Source organism: Thermodesulfomicrobium thermophilum DSM 16697 (assembly GCF_059568695.1).
The window spans coordinates 264,058-281,218 of record NZ_JCANTW010000012.1; the positions used below are offsets into that span (position 1 = coordinate 264,058).

The 17,161-nt window shown below is 57.6% G+C and carries 12 protein-coding genes; 3 read left to right on the forward strand and 9 right to left on the reverse strand.

Features of this window, described 5'->3' with window-relative positions:
• The first annotated feature begins 272 nt into the window (after nt 1–272).
• From hydE to hydF, 3 genes are read left to right on the forward strand one after another with little or no spacing between them, the layout of a single operon-like run.
• Entirely contained in the window at nt 273–1,310 is a 1,038-nt protein-coding gene (gene hydE, locus BR00_RS04915) for a [FeFe] hydrogenase H-cluster radical SAM maturase HydE (RefSeq protein WP_496476500.1), read from the forward strand.
• On the forward strand, nt 1,300–2,619 hold the full coding sequence (locus BR00_RS04920; RefSeq protein ID WP_496476501.1) for a lyase family protein: 1,320 nt from the start codon (nt 1,300–1,302) through the stop codon (nt 2,617–2,619). Before hydE ends, BR00_RS04920 begins: the two co-directional genes overlap by 11 nt.
• Complete coding sequence (gene hydF / locus BR00_RS04925; RefSeq protein WP_496476502.1) at nt 2,616–3,851, forward strand: [FeFe] hydrogenase H-cluster maturation GTPase HydF; 1,236 nt, start codon at nt 2,616–2,618, stop codon at nt 3,849–3,851. Before BR00_RS04920 ends, hydF begins: the two co-directional genes overlap by 4 nt.
• A gap of 624 nt (nt 3,852–4,475) precedes the next feature.
• On the opposite strand, the gene BR00_RS04930 is transcribed toward hydF, so the two are convergent.
• Genes BR00_RS04930 through BR00_RS04970 form a run of 9 tightly spaced genes read right to left on the reverse strand, consistent with a single transcriptional unit; the run spans nt 4,476 to nt 17,160 of the window.
• On the reverse strand, nt 4,476–5,231 hold the full coding sequence (locus tag BR00_RS04930; protein ID WP_496476503.1) for a class I SAM-dependent methyltransferase: 756 nt from the start codon (nt 5,229–5,231) through the stop codon (nt 4,476–4,478).
• 26 nt (nt 5,232–5,257) lie between these two features.
• On the reverse strand, nt 5,258–5,491 hold the full coding sequence (locus BR00_RS04935) for a DUF2188 domain-containing protein (RefSeq protein ID WP_011369119.1): 234 nt from the start codon (nt 5,489–5,491) through the stop codon (nt 5,258–5,260).
• A 13-nt stretch (nt 5,492–5,504) separates the two neighbouring features.
• The gene (locus tag BR00_RS04940) at nt 5,505–6,659 is read right to left on the reverse strand and encodes a pPIWI-associating nuclease domain-containing protein (protein ID WP_496476504.1); all 1,155 of its coding nucleotides are present in this window, start codon (nt 6,657–6,659) and stop codon (nt 5,505–5,507) included.
• Nucleotides 6,660–6,689: 30 nt separating this feature from the next.
• Nucleotides 6,690–9,830, reverse strand: coding sequence for a DEAD/DEAH box helicase (locus BR00_RS04945; RefSeq protein ID WP_496476505.1), 3,141 nt, complete (start codon nt 9,828–9,830; stop codon nt 6,690–6,692).
• Entirely contained in the window at nt 9,820–10,638 is an 819-nt protein-coding gene (locus BR00_RS04950; protein ID WP_496476506.1) for a Hachiman antiphage defense system protein HamA, read from the reverse strand. The genes BR00_RS04945 and BR00_RS04950 overlap by 11 nt, the downstream gene beginning before the upstream one ends.
• 18 nt (nt 10,639–10,656) lie before the next feature.
• Nucleotides 10,657–11,412: a hypothetical protein gene (locus BR00_RS04955; protein WP_496476507.1), complete on the reverse strand. Its 756-nt coding sequence runs from the start codon at nt 11,410–11,412 to the stop codon at nt 10,657–10,659.
• Nucleotides 11,412–13,406 (reverse strand): BREX-3 system phosphatase PglZ, encoded by a 1,995-nt coding sequence (pglZ, locus tag BR00_RS04960; RefSeq protein ID WP_496476508.1) that lies wholly within the window; start codon nt 13,404–13,406, stop codon nt 11,412–11,414. Before pglZ ends, BR00_RS04955 begins: the two co-directional genes overlap by 1 nt.
• Nucleotides 13,403–16,312, reverse strand: coding sequence for a DEAD/DEAH box helicase (locus BR00_RS04965; protein ID WP_496476509.1), 2,910 nt, complete (start codon nt 16,310–16,312; stop codon nt 13,403–13,405). The genes pglZ and BR00_RS04965 overlap by 4 nt, the downstream gene beginning before the upstream one ends.
• Nucleotides 16,309–17,160 (reverse strand): DUF3800 domain-containing protein, encoded by an 852-nt coding sequence (locus BR00_RS04970; protein WP_496476510.1) that lies wholly within the window; start codon nt 17,158–17,160, stop codon nt 16,309–16,311. The genes BR00_RS04965 and BR00_RS04970 overlap by 4 nt, the downstream gene beginning before the upstream one ends.
• Between the last annotated feature and the right edge of the window lies 1 nt (nt 17,161).

The window sequence follows — 17,161 nt, forward strand, 5'->3', positions numbered from 1 at the left end:
ATGGGATTTTTACCTCCGTGTACAACAGCTCCGGATATCCTCCATATCAACCAGTTCAACGAATCGCATTCATTGATTGCGGTAGGAAAATCCGGACCACCATCTTGAAATGGTCGTTTTTTCGCTTCATAATGAATATTGGGAATTGCATTTCCTTATGAGGTGCAGGCGCGCGGTAAGGCGCCCATCGAATATTTTGTTGAGGAAACGGGCTGATGAGAGACTGTTGCGTACCGTGGCGGAGCACCGCCTCTTCGTCGAGAGGGAGGGCTATGTCTCTTGGGAACACCCATGGGCCCCTAACACCCGCCGACTTGCGGGACTATGCAGCACGCCGGTCGCTGGACGATTTGCGCGCTGAGGCCAATGCCGCGTGCGAGGCGGTTTGGGGAAATCGCGTCTTCGTGCGGGGATTGGTGGAGATTTCGAACCACTGCGCCATGGACTGCCTGTACTGCGGCATTCGATGCTCCAACCAGCGCATCGCCCGCTACCGCCTCTTTCCTGAGGAGATCGTTGCGCTGGCCCGTGAGGGGTATGCCCGGGGTATCCGCACCTTCGTGCTGCAGGGAGGCGAAGATCCCGCCTTCTCCACGGATGACTATTGCCGCATGGTGGAGGGTGTCCGAAAAGCCACAGGCGGCGAGGCGGCGGTGGCCTTGAGTCTCGGCATCCGCCCCCGAAGCCACTACGCGGCGTTCAAAAATGCGGGGGCCGATCGCTACCTGCTTCGCTTCGAGACTAGCGACGAGGCGTTGCACACGCATTTGCGCGGCGGCGTGCCCTACGCCCGGCGACTGCAAGCCCTGTTCGATCTCAAGGAACTGGGTTTCGAGGTGGGATCGGGCTTCATGACGGGGCTTCCTGGCGAGAGCGAGGCCACGTTCTACAACAATATCCTGCTCTGTCGGGAGCTGGAACTGGACATGGTGGGCGTGGGTCCTTTCATCCCTCACCCGGACACCCCCTTGCGCAACGCCCCCGCTCCGTCACTGGAGCCAACGCTTCAGGCGGTAGCGCTCGTGCGCCTGCTGCTCCCCTACGCCAACATACCCGCCACCACGGCGGCGGGGTCTATGGACCCGCTGGGGCGTGAGAAGATGCTGACCTCGGGGGCCAATGTGCTCATGCCGAACCTATCGCCCACCGCGGCGAAGCAGCGCTATCGGATCTACCCGGGCAAGATCTGCATCGACGAAAGCAGCGCGGTCTGTCTGGAAGATGCACGAAAACGCGTCGCCTCCGTTGGGAAGGTGCTTTCCTTCGAGCGCGGCGACTCCAAAAGCGTGGAGTTGCGCCGTGCATGCTGAAGCCTTTTGGGGCCCGGAAACCGCCGCTGCTCTGCGAAACTTCGGTGAGGGCTCGACCCCGGCGCCTTTCGTGCGGGCATTGGCGGAGGTGAAGCTGGCCTGTCTGCGGGCGGTGCAGGAGACGGAACGGCGCTGGCCTGACGAGGTCTTCGCCGCGCTGGAAGCGGCTTGCCTCGAGGTGGCGGCGGGGAAATACCCGGAACGCTTCCGCCTGCCCCTCATGCAGGGGGGAGCGGGCACAAGCCTCAACATGAACATGAACGAGGTGTTGGCGTCGCTGGTGGGGGGGCTCGATCCCATTGAAGATATCAACCGCTACCAGTCAACCAACGACGTGGTGCCCACCGCGGTCACCATCTCGCTCTATCGCTTGCTCACGGAGGTGGAACGCGAGGTCATCGAGCTGCAGGAGGCGCTGGTGGCCTGGGAGCGGCAATCCGAGAACCTGTTGATGGAAGGGCGCACGGAGATGCAGTCCGCGCTGCCCATGACTTTGGGGCAGGTTTTCGGGGCCTGGGCAGGGGCGACGGAGCGCGACCGCTGGCGGCTGAACAAGCTCAAGGAGCGCATCCGCACCATTCCTCTGGGCGGCACGGCCATCGGCACCTGTTTTTCCGCGCCTCAGCGCTACATCTACGCGGCGGAACGGGCATTGCGAAGTATCACGGGGCTTCCCCTTTGCCGGAGCCAGAATCTCCCCGACGAGATCTCGAACCTCGATGCCTGGGCGGAACTGGCGAACGGCTTCGCCCTGTGCGCGGTAAACCTGTTCAAGATGTGCGGTGATCTGCTGCTCTACACCTCGTCGATGGTGGGGGAAATGGAGCATCCGCGCCTGCAGGCGGGGTCGTCGATCATGGCGGCGAAGACCAACCCGGTGATACTGGAGCATGTCCGAGGGCTGGCCGTGCACGTGCAGGGCGAGGCCTGGAAGGTGGGGCAGTACGCGGCCGCGGGACAGTTGCAGTTGAACCCTTTTCTCCCGCACACCTGCGCCGCGTTGCTCTCGGCAGGCGAGGCGCTCCAGTGGGCCATAGCGGCCTTCCGCACGCGCTTTCTGGACGGTCTGCGGGTGAACGCGGCGCGCATGGAGCGTAATCTGGCAGGCTCGCTCGCCATGATGAACGCTCTCACCCCCAAGCTGGGCTATCACCGGGTCAAGGAGCTCTACGAGAAGGCGCCGTCGCCTCCTGCGTCGCTGGAGGAATTGGCCGCCCTGGTGGCGCGGGAAACGGGCACGCCCCTCGAGGAGGTGCGCTCGTGGCTTTCGCCCGGGCGCCTGGCGGGCATGAACGGAGGCAACGCATGATCAATACGCCGCTGGCGGAACAGGTGCGCATCGTGCTGGCCGGAGACCGAAACAGCGGCAAGTCGTCGCTGATGAACAACCTCTTCGGCAAGGAAATCTCCATCGTCACCGACCGGCCGGGCACGACCACGGATCCGGTGACCAAGAGCTTTGAGCTGGGGCCGCTGGGCCCTGTAGCCTTCTCGGACACGGCGGGGCTCGACGACGACGAGCGCGATGGCGAGATCGGCGCACACCGTCGCCGCCGCACCGAGGAACTCTTGCGCGAAGCACATCTGGTGCTCTTGGTGACGCCGGGGAATCGCCCTCTGTCGCTTTCGGAGAAGGCGTTGCTGGAGGCGATTCGAAGCTCGGGACGACCCGTGGTGGCGGCGCTCACCTTCGCCGATCGGCCGACGGACGCATCGAAGGTCGAGGCATTACGGGATCTGCCCCATGCGACGGTGGACAATCTCTCGGGGCGCGGGGTGATGGAACTGCGTAAATTGCTCATCCGGGTGGCTGAGGGGATCGACCCTGAGATGACGCCAGTGGAGGGGTTGGTGCAGGAGGGGGATCTGGTGCTGCTGGTGATCCCCATTGATCTCGCGGCGCCCAAAGGCCGGCTGATTCTGCCGCAGGTCGAGACGATCCGTGACCTGTTGGACCGGGATTGCGGGGTGCTGATGGTGAAGGAGCGGGAGCTTTACGAATTTTATCGAGCCCTCCCGAGGCGGCCGAAGCTCGTGATCTGCGACAGCCAGGTGTTCAGCAAGGTGGCGGCGGACGTTGATGCGGATCAGCCGCTCACGAGCTTTTCGATTCTTTTCGGGCGGAAGAAGGGGGATCTGGCGGCCTACGTGCGGGGCGTGCGGGCCCTTGGGCAGGTGCCGCCGGGGGCGCGGATTTTGGTGCTGGAGTCATGCAGCCATCATCGGCAGGCCGATGACATCGGCACGGTGAAGATCCCCCGGCTCTTCAAGCAGTTGGTGCAGCAGGACGCGCACTTTTCCTTCGCTCGGGAGCTGCCGCCTGACGAGGAACTCAAGGGGTTTTTCATGGTGATCAATTGCGCGGGGTGCATGGCGAGTCGCCTGAAGATCATGCACCGGCTGCATACCATGCAGCGCTTGGGCGTGCACACGCTCAACTATGGACTCTTTCTGGCCTGGGCCAACGGCCTGCTCCCCCGGGCATTGGAACCTTTTCCCTATGAGTATGCGGTCTTCCTTCGGGGGGCTCCTCTGGTATAGGTTTTTTTGGGACACCGAATTGGGATTAGAGAGACTCCCCACGAGGTGATTCATGAGCAAACAAAACGACAAGGGAATGTCGGCCGTCTCCCCGGTGGAGGGAGGCCGCAGGCCGACTGGAACCGGGGAGACGAAGGCAGCTCGCAAGCGATTCTGGGCACAGAGGGCAGAGAAAGAAAGGCTGGAAGATGGGGAGAATCGATGGTGCAAAGAGGTGCTTCGGAAAGATGTGAAACGGGCGCAAACCCTTTAGAAACAAGGGGAAAAAGAAAACCCGTCACCCCGGAGAATGACCCCAGAGAGACGGGTTTGTCTTTTGTAAATGGTGGAGGGAACGACGACCTACCGCAAAACAGTCTCAAAGCACGCGCTCCTCGTAACTCCTTGATAATAAACGCCGAAGTCATTTCGCACAACCACTTCCCAACAACCCGACCAGAGAAACGATTTTCTCCCCTGATTTCCCGGCATCGGACGAGGATGACGGGTTTGCAGTAAAACCGGATACCTGACGTCGAGCCGCAACAACTTCGAATCCGGTTTTCGGACGCCGGTTCGGTTCCCGAAATGGGAATCGAATTGAGCATCCAGGGCAAGCAATCCTGCCTCCGGTGGCGTCATGGCTCACACCTTTTTCGCCACGTAAACGCCGTAGCTGTAGTAGTCGCGGAATTTTTCATACAGGGCTATTTCGTGCCGTTCCGCATCGACGATAGCCTTGGCCTGGTTGCTGTGGCCATGCCGCTCCAGAAACGCATCAAAACGGCTCTGCATGGGGCGATAGTAATTTTCAAGCCAACAATGGACCGGCAGGATAAAGTAGCCTTCCGGGATATAGCCATGCCGCTCAAGGAGCCCGATCTTTGCTGATGCGACATCGATCTCCGGGTACTCGGTATCCCAATGGGACTGGAGCTCCGGCGGTCGTGTGGCGCTGAGCCAGGTGATCTCAGAAACGATGAGCTTTCCACCGGGCTTCAGGAATCGCCTCCAGGCTGATACCCCGGCTTCGAAGCCCATGTTGTAGACGGCCCCTTCGGACCAGATCACGTCGAATTCTCCCTCCGTGAAAGGCAGGGCATCCATGGAGCAGTTCAGCGGGGTGATCCTGTCCGCAACGCCGTGGTCGCTGGCTCTGGTCTGAAGCTCGTCGAGAAACTCCGGGAGGAAGTCCACGGCGGTGATGTCGGCATCCAGCTCCTTGGCCAGGAGGATAGTGGATGCGCCAGTGCCGCAGCCAACATCCGCGATCTTCAGCGGACGCGACCGGTCGAGTCCGGCCAGCTCCATCGCCCGTTTTGTTTCATCGTCCCCGCCTGGCCCTTGCCTGAAATTTGATCTATGCAGATCAAGCAGAAGCTGCATTTGCAAATCATCCATATTCCTTCCTCATTCAATACGCCGGATCAGCCCTTGGGCGGATATGGATCGTTCCCATGGCTATCCTTGTTCTGGATCTTCCCGTCCTTGCCGTGGATGTAGAACTCGGTCCCCTGGTTCTGGCTGATTTTGCGCCCAGCATCGACGGCATCCTGCTTCTTGTCGAAATGGCCGCTGCTACGGGTCGCGCCGTCTTTCTTGACGTCCCAGCCGCCGTCGGCGTTGGGCACAACATGATGTGATCCTGGTTTCTTTGGCATGGTCGTCTCCTGTTTACTTGTAAAAATTTCCCGATGAGATTTGCAGTATGTACATCAGCCACGAATCGGTTCTGAGGAGAATGGCCCTGAGCTGCTCATCGGTCAGCGCAGTCTCCAACTCGTGAACCCGATTGAACAGATCGATCATCTTCACCAGCGCCCGGGTATCGTGCACCAGGAAGTCGGTCAGTGGATCGTTGTTCAGCTCCCGGCAGATATAAAGTACCCTGGCTCGACGTGTAGGCTTGCCGTCATGTAGCAGATCCTTCTGGTTGGACACACCCGGAATCCACGTGGCGACGAGATCATCGGGTGCCAAACGCCTGAGCAGATGGTTCCACAGCTCCCTAAGCGAGCTCAGAATGTGCCTTGCCCGGTCGGCATTGTTCCCATGCAGGGCATCTCGAGCGCCGATGTACGGCCGAGCGAGTCCTGGATCGACTTGCTGCAGGAGAGCGATGCAGCCTGATGTTTCCAGTTCCACCTCAGCGACAAGCTGAATTTCCGTTTCGGCCTCGTCCTCATCCCGTTCATCCCAGGGCCGAAGGGTCTCGAGCGCGAAGCTGGTGGTGTAGATTTCACGGGTGGCCCCAGGCAAAACGAAGGCAGGCAGACGCGTGATGTCCGAGATCTCCCGCAGTGACTCTGCCAAACTCCCATACGAGGCAGCCGCGTGAGCTATCGAGCTTTCCAGTCCCGAGATGACCGGCATCTCGATCTGGAACCGACTCTTTATGGCCTCGAAATCGATGCCCGCCATGAGCCGTTCTGTGGCTGTAAGTCGCAGGGAGGTATCACACAGGGCCAGCTTGGTAGAGGCCTGAAGCTGTGAAAGGTGCGAGAAGTCGTGCTGGATGGGCTTGATTGTATCAAGCCATGACTGATGTGCAGCCGTAAGGCTCTCGGCAATGCGGCTTGTTGCGGTGGTCTGCTTTATCAGCTCCTGCCAGTGTTGATTGGCACTTGCAATCTCCTGTATCCGGGCCATGGCTCCAGACATTTCGAGGGCGCGACTGATTTCCAACTGCTGACGACGGATGGGTTCCAGCGTGCGTTCCATTTGCTCGATTACGCTCAGATAGGGCGGCTTAGCCATCCGGTTGATGGCCTCCATGTCCTGATGGAGCTTGGCGAGAGCAGATTTTGCAGTTTTCAAATTGTCTGACATATAACCACGATTTGTTGATTGCGTTTCCCGTTACATGAGTTCATTCATTCGCTCCTGAAAATATCTTGGGTATTTTTCCATCACCGCATTGGCTCCGTCCCGGTCTTTTTTCAGCGCCTTCACGAGATCCTTCTTCTGAGTCGCTGCCAGGTTCAAGGATGCGGCAAGGTCCTGAGCGATGACGCGGTCTGAAAAGCCAAGCTCGTAAAGGGCAATGGTGGTTTCGGTCGGCAGACCATATTTCAGTCGCTTTTGGAAAATTTGGAGACGATTGATCGGGTCACCTGTTCCTTCGCGGTCCAGCATTTCTACAAATTCACACAATGCACTCACAAGAAGAGCCCCATCGTAGGCAAGACCACCCTCGCAGATATCAATGATATTTTCGATTTTGACTTTCCTGGGCCTCTTTCCCTTACCGAGCTTGCATTTATTATTGTCGGCAATTCTGAAAAGCTGATGAAATGGAGTTCCTGAAATCCACTTCTTCGTAATTTCTTTCAGGACGTCCTTCTTGTCGAACTTATTGAAAGCTTTGTTGTGTACATGCCCCATTATTAATGGCCACACGAGGTCAAGAGCTTCGTCTCCATTTTGGGCGTCAAGAAGTTCATCAGCGTTATCTTGAACCCACCCCTCAATCGCCTTGGCATCATTGACACCATAGAGTGTTTTGCCAAATGCTTTCCGCCGATTAACGTCAGTAATATTCTTTGATATGTTTTCCGCCAGAAGCTTGAACAATTCTTGAATCTGTTCCCGTTTCTCATCATCAGCCAAGAAGTACGCCAATGTCTGTTCCGCGAGATCAGCAATGTCTGCCTCCGTCAGCCCATTATCAACAGCATCCCAGTTGGAGAGAAGAAAGCCTTCGATGGAGGCGAGAGTCAGGCTGAAAAATTCGAATTGCGGTTTAACCGCATCGACCGTGAAACCGTTTCCACCGTATTGTTTAGCAATCTTGCTGATAATTTCATTCAGGGAATCCCACCCGGCTATATGAGCTTTGGCAAAAGACAGGATGTCCCATGTCAACGAATGATTCTTTTTGTCTTTTGACTTGGTACGGTCATTCCGGATAACCAGAGGGATCAGTTGAAAGAGGCTGCTTGCGCATTCCTCTGACTTGGTTGGATCAAGCAGCTCCTTGACTATATCCCACCGCCAACCGTCTTTTCGGTTGCGGCGCTTGTCATACACAATAGGGTCGGCAAACAAAATGCTGCCTTCAGTATGCATCCCGGCTCGGCCCGCTCGGCCAATGAGATTGTGGAAATCGCGAACCTTGATGCGCTCCATGCCCTGGTAGACGCTGGTAACAATGAGGTACCGGATTGGGAGATTTACGCCCTGCGCCAGTGTGGAGGTGCAAACAACGAACCGCACGAGGTTTTCACGCATAGCGTGTTCCACTGAAAGGCGGATGCCATGTGGTGTATTGCCATGATGAGAAAATATGCCATGCTCGGCACTCATTGAAGCCGATGCTTCAGGTCCAAGATTCGCAACATGGAGGTAATGGAGCCGTTCAACCTCCCTTCGATCTGAGAATTCTTGTGGGAGTGGAAGCGGAATACCACGATCAATGAATTCTACCGCTTTTTCACAGATGCTTGTCGCTGTTGATTTTCTGCCACAGAAGATGGCGATGCTTCCATTAGGGGTCAGTTTTATACCGAGATAGAGTGCAATGGCCTGGCCATCGTCCCTCTCTGGAAAGTGACGATCTTTCTGCTCTCTGCCTCTTTTCCCGAGATTGAATCTTTCAATCACCCTCGGAACGAAAAACTCGCCTTGTTCGGCGTCACGGCTGTCGACGTACTCGATCCTTCCCAACTGATCGAGCCAGCTTGCGAACCCGACCGACCTGAAAGTCGGAATCAGAGTTGTTCCTTCGACGACATTGGGCTCCCCGTTCAGCCATTTTCCAACAGCCTCGGCGTTGCTGATGACCGCTGAGATCAGCACCTTCTGGGTTTTTTCAGGAATCATGGAGCGCAGCGATGTTAGGAGCAGCTCGTATGTGATGCCTCGGGTGCCGCTGTCGAACTGGTGGCCTTCATCAAAAACCAGCAGGCCAACGTGGGCAGCCAGCTCCGGAGCGTGCCGAAGAACGTAGAGCAGCTTCTCGGGGGTTACGACCAGGACCTGTTGGTGTCCCAAGAGTTCGGCAATCTCGAAGTCGGTCTGTAGGGCATCGGATAACTCATCCACCCTGGTGGGTTCGTTGTGGAATGCCTCGACGAGACTGTTCTTGATCTCATGGCACAGTGCCCTGAACGGGGCGATGATGATGGCCAGTGACACGCGGTCGGCCAGAAACGCGCTTCGAAGGATCAGCTCCGTTGCCTTCGTTTTGCCAGCGCTGGTGGGCATTTGAACGATGGCAGACTCGCCTTTGAGAACATCCGCCTGGCCCAAAAGGTGTTGTGCAGGCCAGAGTTCCTTGATGAACGAATCCTTTTGCAGCGCATGGAGCCATTTGTCTCGGGGCAGCCCGGAATATGACGGCAAAGCCTTCCAGGCGGAGTTTTCCAGCTTTTTCCTCAGAACGGCCGCGATCACATCACCAAACAGAAGCTGCCTGGGCGTGCCGAATTCATAGACGGCGTCCCGCAGCTTCGTGGCCAAATCGAGGAGATTTTCTTCGCCGTTCCCATCCTCAAAAAACTGGAGAATCCACTTTGAAATCCCGTCGATGAATCCGCCGAACGGCCCCTCAGCTCCATCAAAATAGGTTCCCAGATCGGCCTGCAGCAACCAGAGCAACAGGTCCTCCAAACTATCGCCATCCAGATCAGGACAGTCACCATTGATGCGCTTCGCCAATACCGACGCGCTTCCGGGAAGATCACACAGGTAATAGGAGGCGGAGCCCAGAAGCACGAGGTATGGATCAAGTGTCTCGTTCAGCTTTGATTGGAGGTAGGAGTCGAAAAAGCGGGCGGAAAATAGCAGATTGTTTTTTAGCTCTGCGAGGGAATCGGGGTCTGGCTCCTCCCGGTTGATGGCGGCGGCGAGGTCACCAAGCAGGCCAATCGAAATGGTGAAGAGCTTGGCCGGATCTTGGGTGATCTTGATGTGATGCTCTTCCGGTACGCCGTACTCGAGCATCTTTGCTTTTGACCGGGTGACGCCCAGCAGGAGTTGAGATTTCTGTTCAGGCCTCATCCGCAGCCCTCCTGTAGAGCTCGTGGACGAGTGCCATCATCTGATCCCCTTTGATAACCACTAACGCAAGGTCACCTGAATGCGGATGAGAGGATGCATCGGTCGAGGATGTCAGGTGGTCGTCAAAAAGCGGATTCTCAAAGAGCGCGACAGCCCCATAAACTTCCTTGTATGGGTGATCTACTTGGTTTTGGAAACGCTCAATTTTTTCGGCATCATCGAGCTCATTCCGACCATGCAGCCTTTGCTTGATCGCATTTAAAGACTCCGCCTTCCGTGTGATGTCTTTTGCTGAGCCATCTACAGCATCTTGAAGTCTAGCCTTGGCCTTCTTCCCTGAGAATTGCGCCTTCGCTTCAAAGATCGCCAGCCTATCCTTCGAAGAGGCTTTGCCATCCTTGACGATATGAAAGCCGATGATGTCACTGCCTTTTGTCGACTCGTTCCGGATGGTTTTGTCGCCATAACGAGTGCGTGGAACCCAGTAGCCAAGCAGGTATTCAAGAAAATCGGCAACCAGTACTTCTCCAAAGTCGCCAGCGCGGATACTGGGTCCTGGGGCATTTTTTGGGTCCGGGAACTTTATGGTGTTGAGATACTCTCCGCGAGAGCACTTGTACCCTCTGCGCCAGTAATCGATCTCGCTGTCAAAGCAGTAGTGATTCCGAAAATGCCTGACCCAGGCAGAGAGCACTGCCTCGTCGTTCTCATGACGGAACTCCCAGACCTCGACCTCCTTGCCGTCGGCGGTCTTCAGTCGTTCACCGGTGTCGACCAGCCATTTAGTGTGTTCCGAAGTCCAAGGCATTCACGTCCCGTCCCTGATTTATTTGTCCTTCAATTTCAACAACTCATCGTCCAGCCCATAGCGAACCACGTCGATGCGGTCGCTGCGTTGGGATACAAAATCACCGGTCAACACGGGGAGCTGAAATGGGAAGAATGCCGGGTTGTTCAGGAGCAGACCCAATGCGCCCTTGGCCTCCGGGGTGGCCAGGAGTGCGGATTCGAACATCAGGATGGCCAGGTTTGGCTCGGCAATGTTCACCGGAGCGGCTTTCTCATAGCAGCCTTTGGCCTCGGAATCCTTCAAGGCTCCCCAGGCCACAAAGGAACGGATGACAAATCTCGCGTAGCGGCTCACGGTCTGCCGGTCGCCATATTGTTCCTTGAGGCGGTTGATGATCTGCGTCTGGGTCACTTGGTCCTGCAAGGCCAGCAGACGGCCGGTTTGCCGGGCCACATTGAACCAGAACGGATAGACTGCCGAGATCATCCCCCAGTGGATCGCCAAGGCCATGGACGGGTTTTCCCGCAAAAACGCCAGTGAGGCATCCCGGAATGGAATCAACTCGGGGTCGGGAGAGACCCAGATCTTCATCAGGTTGTTCACCACAAAGGTCCGGGTCTGATCGCTTCGTTCGCCCTCGGAGCCATTGCCTTTTCGGTCCGCGAGGAACTCATGCAGCTCCTGACGGATGGTTTTGGCCTCGAGCCCCGCAAGCAGCAGATTGGCTGCCTTTTGCATCCACTCGAAACGGATCGCCTGCTTGATGCCAATGGCTTCATGTCTTTTGCCCATCACCGTGTTCTCCTTTCAAACTTCACAAGGGGCACGATGACTTCTTCGATGGCTACACCGCCGTGACCTACGATGGCATCTCCCGGATTCACGAATGCGTCGCGGCCACCGGCTACCAGAGGGAAATAATCTGCGGGCAACCCGACCGGCTGCCACTCGTGGGCAAAGGGGAAGGCCCCAGCCACCTGAGCGCGGAGTTCCGGCGTGGGATAGACACGAACCCGCTCGCCGCGAGTTTCGGCAATCACCCCTTCAGATGGGCGGCCTTTGCCGTCGCATTGGATGTTGCCGTGATCGGCTGTCAGCCAGACCTCATAGCCGTATTCCAGCAGTTGGTCGACAAGCGAAGCCAGGAATCCACCCTGGCACCACTGCTTGATCTGATTGTGCATCCCGGCCGAGCCGAGTTGCATGCCGTGCATGATCTTGTCGACCTTGTCCACGACCAGCCCCACCACCTTGGTTTTCCCGGGGTGGATTGCGGAGTCGAGGACGCCCGCAGCATCACCGTCGCCAAGTCCGCGCTGGTAGGCGACATCCAGCCGGGACAGGCCATGGCCTTCCCAGAACTGCTTCCAAAGTTTCTCTTCGCTGTTGGTCGAGTTGATGGATGACGGAAAATAGAGCGGCGGCTTGCCCGAGAAGATCGATTGCCGCGATACCGAGGTCAGCGTCGGAATCCAGGCGAAGGTTGCGGATTCGCGCATGACCAGATTGGCGTCCTGCTTTTGCAGAAGCTGGCGAATGGTCACCCATTGGTCCAGGGCCAGGCCATCGACCACGATCAGCGCAGCACGGCTACTACCGGAGTCCTCGATGTCCCGAGCCAGGCGGCGCGGCACGTGGTGGAGCATGGCCGGATTGGTCGGCGGAAGGTTGATCAGGCTGGAGTAGTGATCGGTCAACCAACCGGCAAAGGTCGTGTTTAATGCATCGCCGATTTCCCTGAGACGGGTCTGATGCTCGGTGCTGTTGCCGCAATGAACCAGCGCAGAGAGTTCGGCCCATTTCAATGCGAAGGCGGTCCAGTCCGAGTAACGCGCTTCCGCAGTGGGCAGCTCCTTCTCGACAAGGCCAAACAAGCGAGAGATCCGCAGCTCGTCATCGTCCACGCCGGAGGTGGCGATGCCGCTTCGAACCCAGGACCCGGCGTCCACTTCAATGTCCTTGGCCTCGACTGGGGTGAGTTTCCCTTCCAGGAACAAGTTGTCGATATAGACCTTGATGTCCTGATGGTCGAACGGCAGGCGGTCAGGGCCGGGATATTTGAGGCCGTATTCCGGCGAATCTTCCCGCACCTGATTGGCGCTGCCGAGCCTTGATAGAAAGAGCGGCCAGCGTTCCTGCAAAAAGGCGAAGAAGGCTTCATCGTCCGGAACGATCTCGGAGAGCGGCCAGGCCTTGAACCCATCATGACCTTTGAGAACCTGGATGAGCCGCTCGGCCAGCATCAGCGGAAGCTGAAGCTTACCGTAGTGCAGTCGGAGCAAAGCGCGAAGCAGCTCCACCTCGCCCACAATCAGTTCCGCCGCAATGCCGAACACATGACGGAGAATGAAATCCTTGGTGGCGTTGTCGCCCATGCGATCCGGCGGCGACTTACGCTGGGCCTCAAAAAGCGAATCCAGCAAGCTCCGGTCGAGCTTCTCGATGACCGGGTAGCTCAGATTGGGAAAGAGATCCCCCAGGTTGAACGACAGTTTGCGGCCCGCCTGGAGCAGGTCGTAAGGCAACGATTCCAGCTCCGCATCCTGCAAGCGGAGGACCACCACCAGATCGGTGTGCTCACCCCGGTCCCAGATCGAACGGTACTTGAACTCATAGGCGTATCTGAATTCGACCGGGTCACTGAACTCGATCAAGTCGAAGCCGCGCCCGCGAAGTTCCAAGGCCAGCTTCTCTTCGGTCAGCAGGCAATCCGGGTCTGCGACCAGGGTCAGTTTGCTGACGTTGGGTACAAAGTCGTTCAGGATGGCGTCTCGCCAACTACTCATTGAGCGCCTCCTTTGACAATCCGCAGCATCAGCAGCGGCCTGATTTCCGGCACAATCTGCCTTGCCGATTGCAGTTCATGCCGCCACTCGGCTTCGTCCGCATCGCAACGGGACAGTCTGAATTGTCGCACCTCCGGCAATCCAACCCGTTCGATGGCCTTGCGGCGCGAGGCAAAAGAGACGACTCCACGTTCCTCCTCGCGAGCCACAGAGGCGAGGTGCGCCTGCTGCAGGGCGTCGAATAGCTCCTGTCCGGCCTGTTCGGCAGCAATCTGCAAGCTCTCATGGGCGATGATGGATTCATCCTGGCCGAGGGTGGTCTGCACCTGGGCTTCCGCTGTCTGCAGCGCATCCCAGATATGCCGGGCCGTGGGCAGAAACAGTTTGCCTTCCTCGCTCAGGAACACACTGACATAGCCACGCCGCACCATGGGGATGCGCAGGAGTTGTGTTTTCTGGTGCATTCCGGCCTGAAGGCGTATCTCAAAGAGCCCCCAGAGTCCGGAGATGCTGGCTGGCAGCCCGCTTACGCTAACACATGGCAAGGGCTGGCCAGCCGCGATCTGTGGCAGGTTCAAGGCCAGCCCACGGACACGGCTGTTTTCAAGATTGAGCAGGGTCGCGTCGGTCAGACGGTCCGCTTCCCGGGCGTTGAACACGGCCTTGCGATGCTCCTGGCCGTCCGGCCAATTCAGATCCCACCAGGAACGTTTACGGCTGGCCGCGCCGCCGTGAGAGTTGAGATAGCCCACCGTCATCCGCTCCACCCAATGGGGCAGAGGATGGGAACGCAGACGCTCAGCAGCCTGCACATCCGGCTCTTCGGAGATGCCATAGATGGCGGAGGCCTCGCGCACCTGCTGAATTTCATCGCGAAGTCGAGCCACCGTGTGATCGACGGAGGTTTCGATACCATCAGGATTGAGGATGGCCGAGGCGAACACATCCTCGAACAGCTCACCGGCCTGGGCGGAATCGAGTACGTCGCCGGTCTTGTCGATGCCGAACTCGTCGAAGATTACCGAGAGCTTCTGCTCCAGCACCTCGCGGACCCGGAACTCGACCGAATCCTCGAACACGAAGTTGATTGCCCGCACCTTCTTGGGCTGCCCGATACGGTCCACGCGGCCGATTCGCTGTTCCAGCCGCATCGGGTTCCAGGGAATGTCGTAGTTGATGATGACATGGGCGAACTGCAGGTTCAGACCCTCACCGCCCGCGTCGGTGGAAACCAGCACGCGGTGCGACTTGCGGAAGGCGTCCTGGGCCTGCTTGCGTTCCTCCATATCCATGGAGCCGTTCAGGGTGACCACCGAGATCCCCCGGGCTTCCAGAAACTCCTTCAGCATCTGCTGGGTGGGCACGAACTCGGTGAAGATCAACACCTTCAGGTCCGGCTCGTTTTCCTCGGCCTGCAGCTCGTAGATCCACTCGATCAACGCCTCGGCCTTGGCGTCCGGTCCAGCTTGTTCGCTGCGAACCGCCGCATCCAGCAGGGTCTCTACATGGCTGCCTTCACTTTGCAGAGCCGACACGTGGGATTTCAGCAGCTCATCGAGCAGCTCCTGGCCGTCCATGTCGTAAAGCTCGGCCATTTCATCGTCTGGGCTATCCGATCCCTCCGTGCCGTTTTCCAGCTCCGCCAGGCGCAGACTGGCCTGCTGTTCACCTTCCTTGAGTGCGGCGAGTCGCCGTTCCAGCGTAGTGCGGATCGCCCGGGTGCTTGAGACCACCAGGCGCTGCATCAGGATCATCAGAAAGCCGATGTGGCGCTTCTTCTCGCGCAGGGCCTGGTTGTAGCCCTCGCGCACGTAGTCGGTCACCGCTTCGTAAAGAAGCTGCTGCAGGTGATGACGGCTCTCCCAGGCCACCGGGGCCATCTGCGTCCGCCGGGGTTTGAAGAGCGGCTTGCCGTCGGCATCGATGGCCTTGCGCTTTTCGGTGCGGATGACATACGGGGCCACCCGCTCGCGGGAGACGCTGTCCATATCCGGAAAGGCGTCGTCATCCAGCAGGTTCATCAGGCGGTGGAAGGCATCTGTCTTCCCCTGGTGGGGAGTCGCCGAAAGAAGCAGCACATAGGGCGCGGCTTCCGCCAGCCCTTTGCCGAGTTTGTAGCGGGCGACCTGATCGGTGCTGCCACCCAGGCGGTGCGCTTCGTCCACCACCACCAGGTCCCAACCGGCGGTAATCAGATCCTCGAATCGGCTGCGGTTGTATTCGGCAACGCGCTCGGCGGTCCAACCACGCCGTTTGTCCATGGGCTTGACTGAATCCAGGGAGACGATGACCTGATCGAACATCGACCAAGCTGAGTTCCGGTGGTCAGCCCCTTTTCCAAATTGGGGAGCCAGACGCTGCAAGGTGCCGATGTCGTCGCCCAGCACGAGTTGGAACTGCTCGTTGAAGTGGGTCTGCATTTCCGCCACCCACTGGGTAGCGATGCCTTTGGGAGAGACAACCAGGATTCGCCGAACCAGCCCGCGCAGCTTGAGCTCGCGCATGACCAGACCGGCCTCGATGGTCTTGCCGAGACCCACCTCGTCGGCCAGCAGGTAGCGCACGCGGTCGCCGGAGATGGCACGGGACAAGGCGTGGATCTGGTGCGGCAGCGGAATGACGTTGGACTCCATGGGAGCCAGCAGCACATGACCGTCGGTGGCGTTGGTGGAGCCTTCAAGCACCTCGGCTACTTTGGCTGCGGCGGCCACATAGGCAATGCGTCCGGCCTCGATCTCTGGCCGCAGGTCGGCACTCAACGGCCGCAAAGCGGAGCGGGGCACGCGCACCACCGCGTCCTGGTTCGGCAACCAGACTCGGCACACCGTCTGCCCCCACAAGGTCTGTTCTTCGATGACCTTGCAAGCGCTGTTATGAACGGTGCTGTATTGCCAAATACCATTCATACCAGTCCGTATTTCCTTTTCCATTGACGCGATGGCTTGGCCTGAACAGCGTTGAGGTAGTTATTGAGATGCTCCATGCTGCGACCATTTCTCGTGACCAAAGTCTTTTTCGAATTTCGACTGTCGATGATCTCGAAGCACTCGGCAAAGAAGCGCTTGGCTTCAGCCGGATAGCCATTCCTGTAACCTGCCTCAATTTCAAAAAACTTTTTCGAGCAAAAGACGACTAGGTCTGAGAGCTGAACCATAGGATTCTTTTCTGAATCTACCGGGTAACTGAATTCAACTATCCACTTGATTCGATGTGCAGCAGTGTCTTCAAATCGCCGATATCTTGTGATTGCTTCTATATCGGGATGAAATTGTTCTTTCGCGTCGATTATCAACATGCCCCTTGCTGAACGGCCAAGCCTTTCTTTTACGAACCAGTTGATGTGAGTAAGAAGGTAATCGTAAGCGACCAGATAAGGTGCCTTTAGGTTGTAGGTCATCTCAGCCGCGCATACTTCTGTTGCAAGTTTTTGCTTTTCGATGGCGAAAATATGTACGTCGTGGCTTCTGGTATTCAGTAGGGTCAGGACTGTCTTAGCTAGCTGGCTTCGCCGTTCTCGGTCATGATTTTGAAATGGTCCATCACCGTTGGGTGATAGTAACTGCTCGGCATGCAATTCAAAGTTGTCTGGGATGTTACCGCCAAAATAATCCGAGAGGATTTTGGCGAAATCTTCCTGGGTTTTATTCCAGCCCTCGTCACGTACACTTACACCACCCAATACAAAAACTGGTTGTTGGTCGTTGTTAAGGTCTTCGCCAGTACAGCCAGCTTCATCAAGGTAATAGAAGTGCATA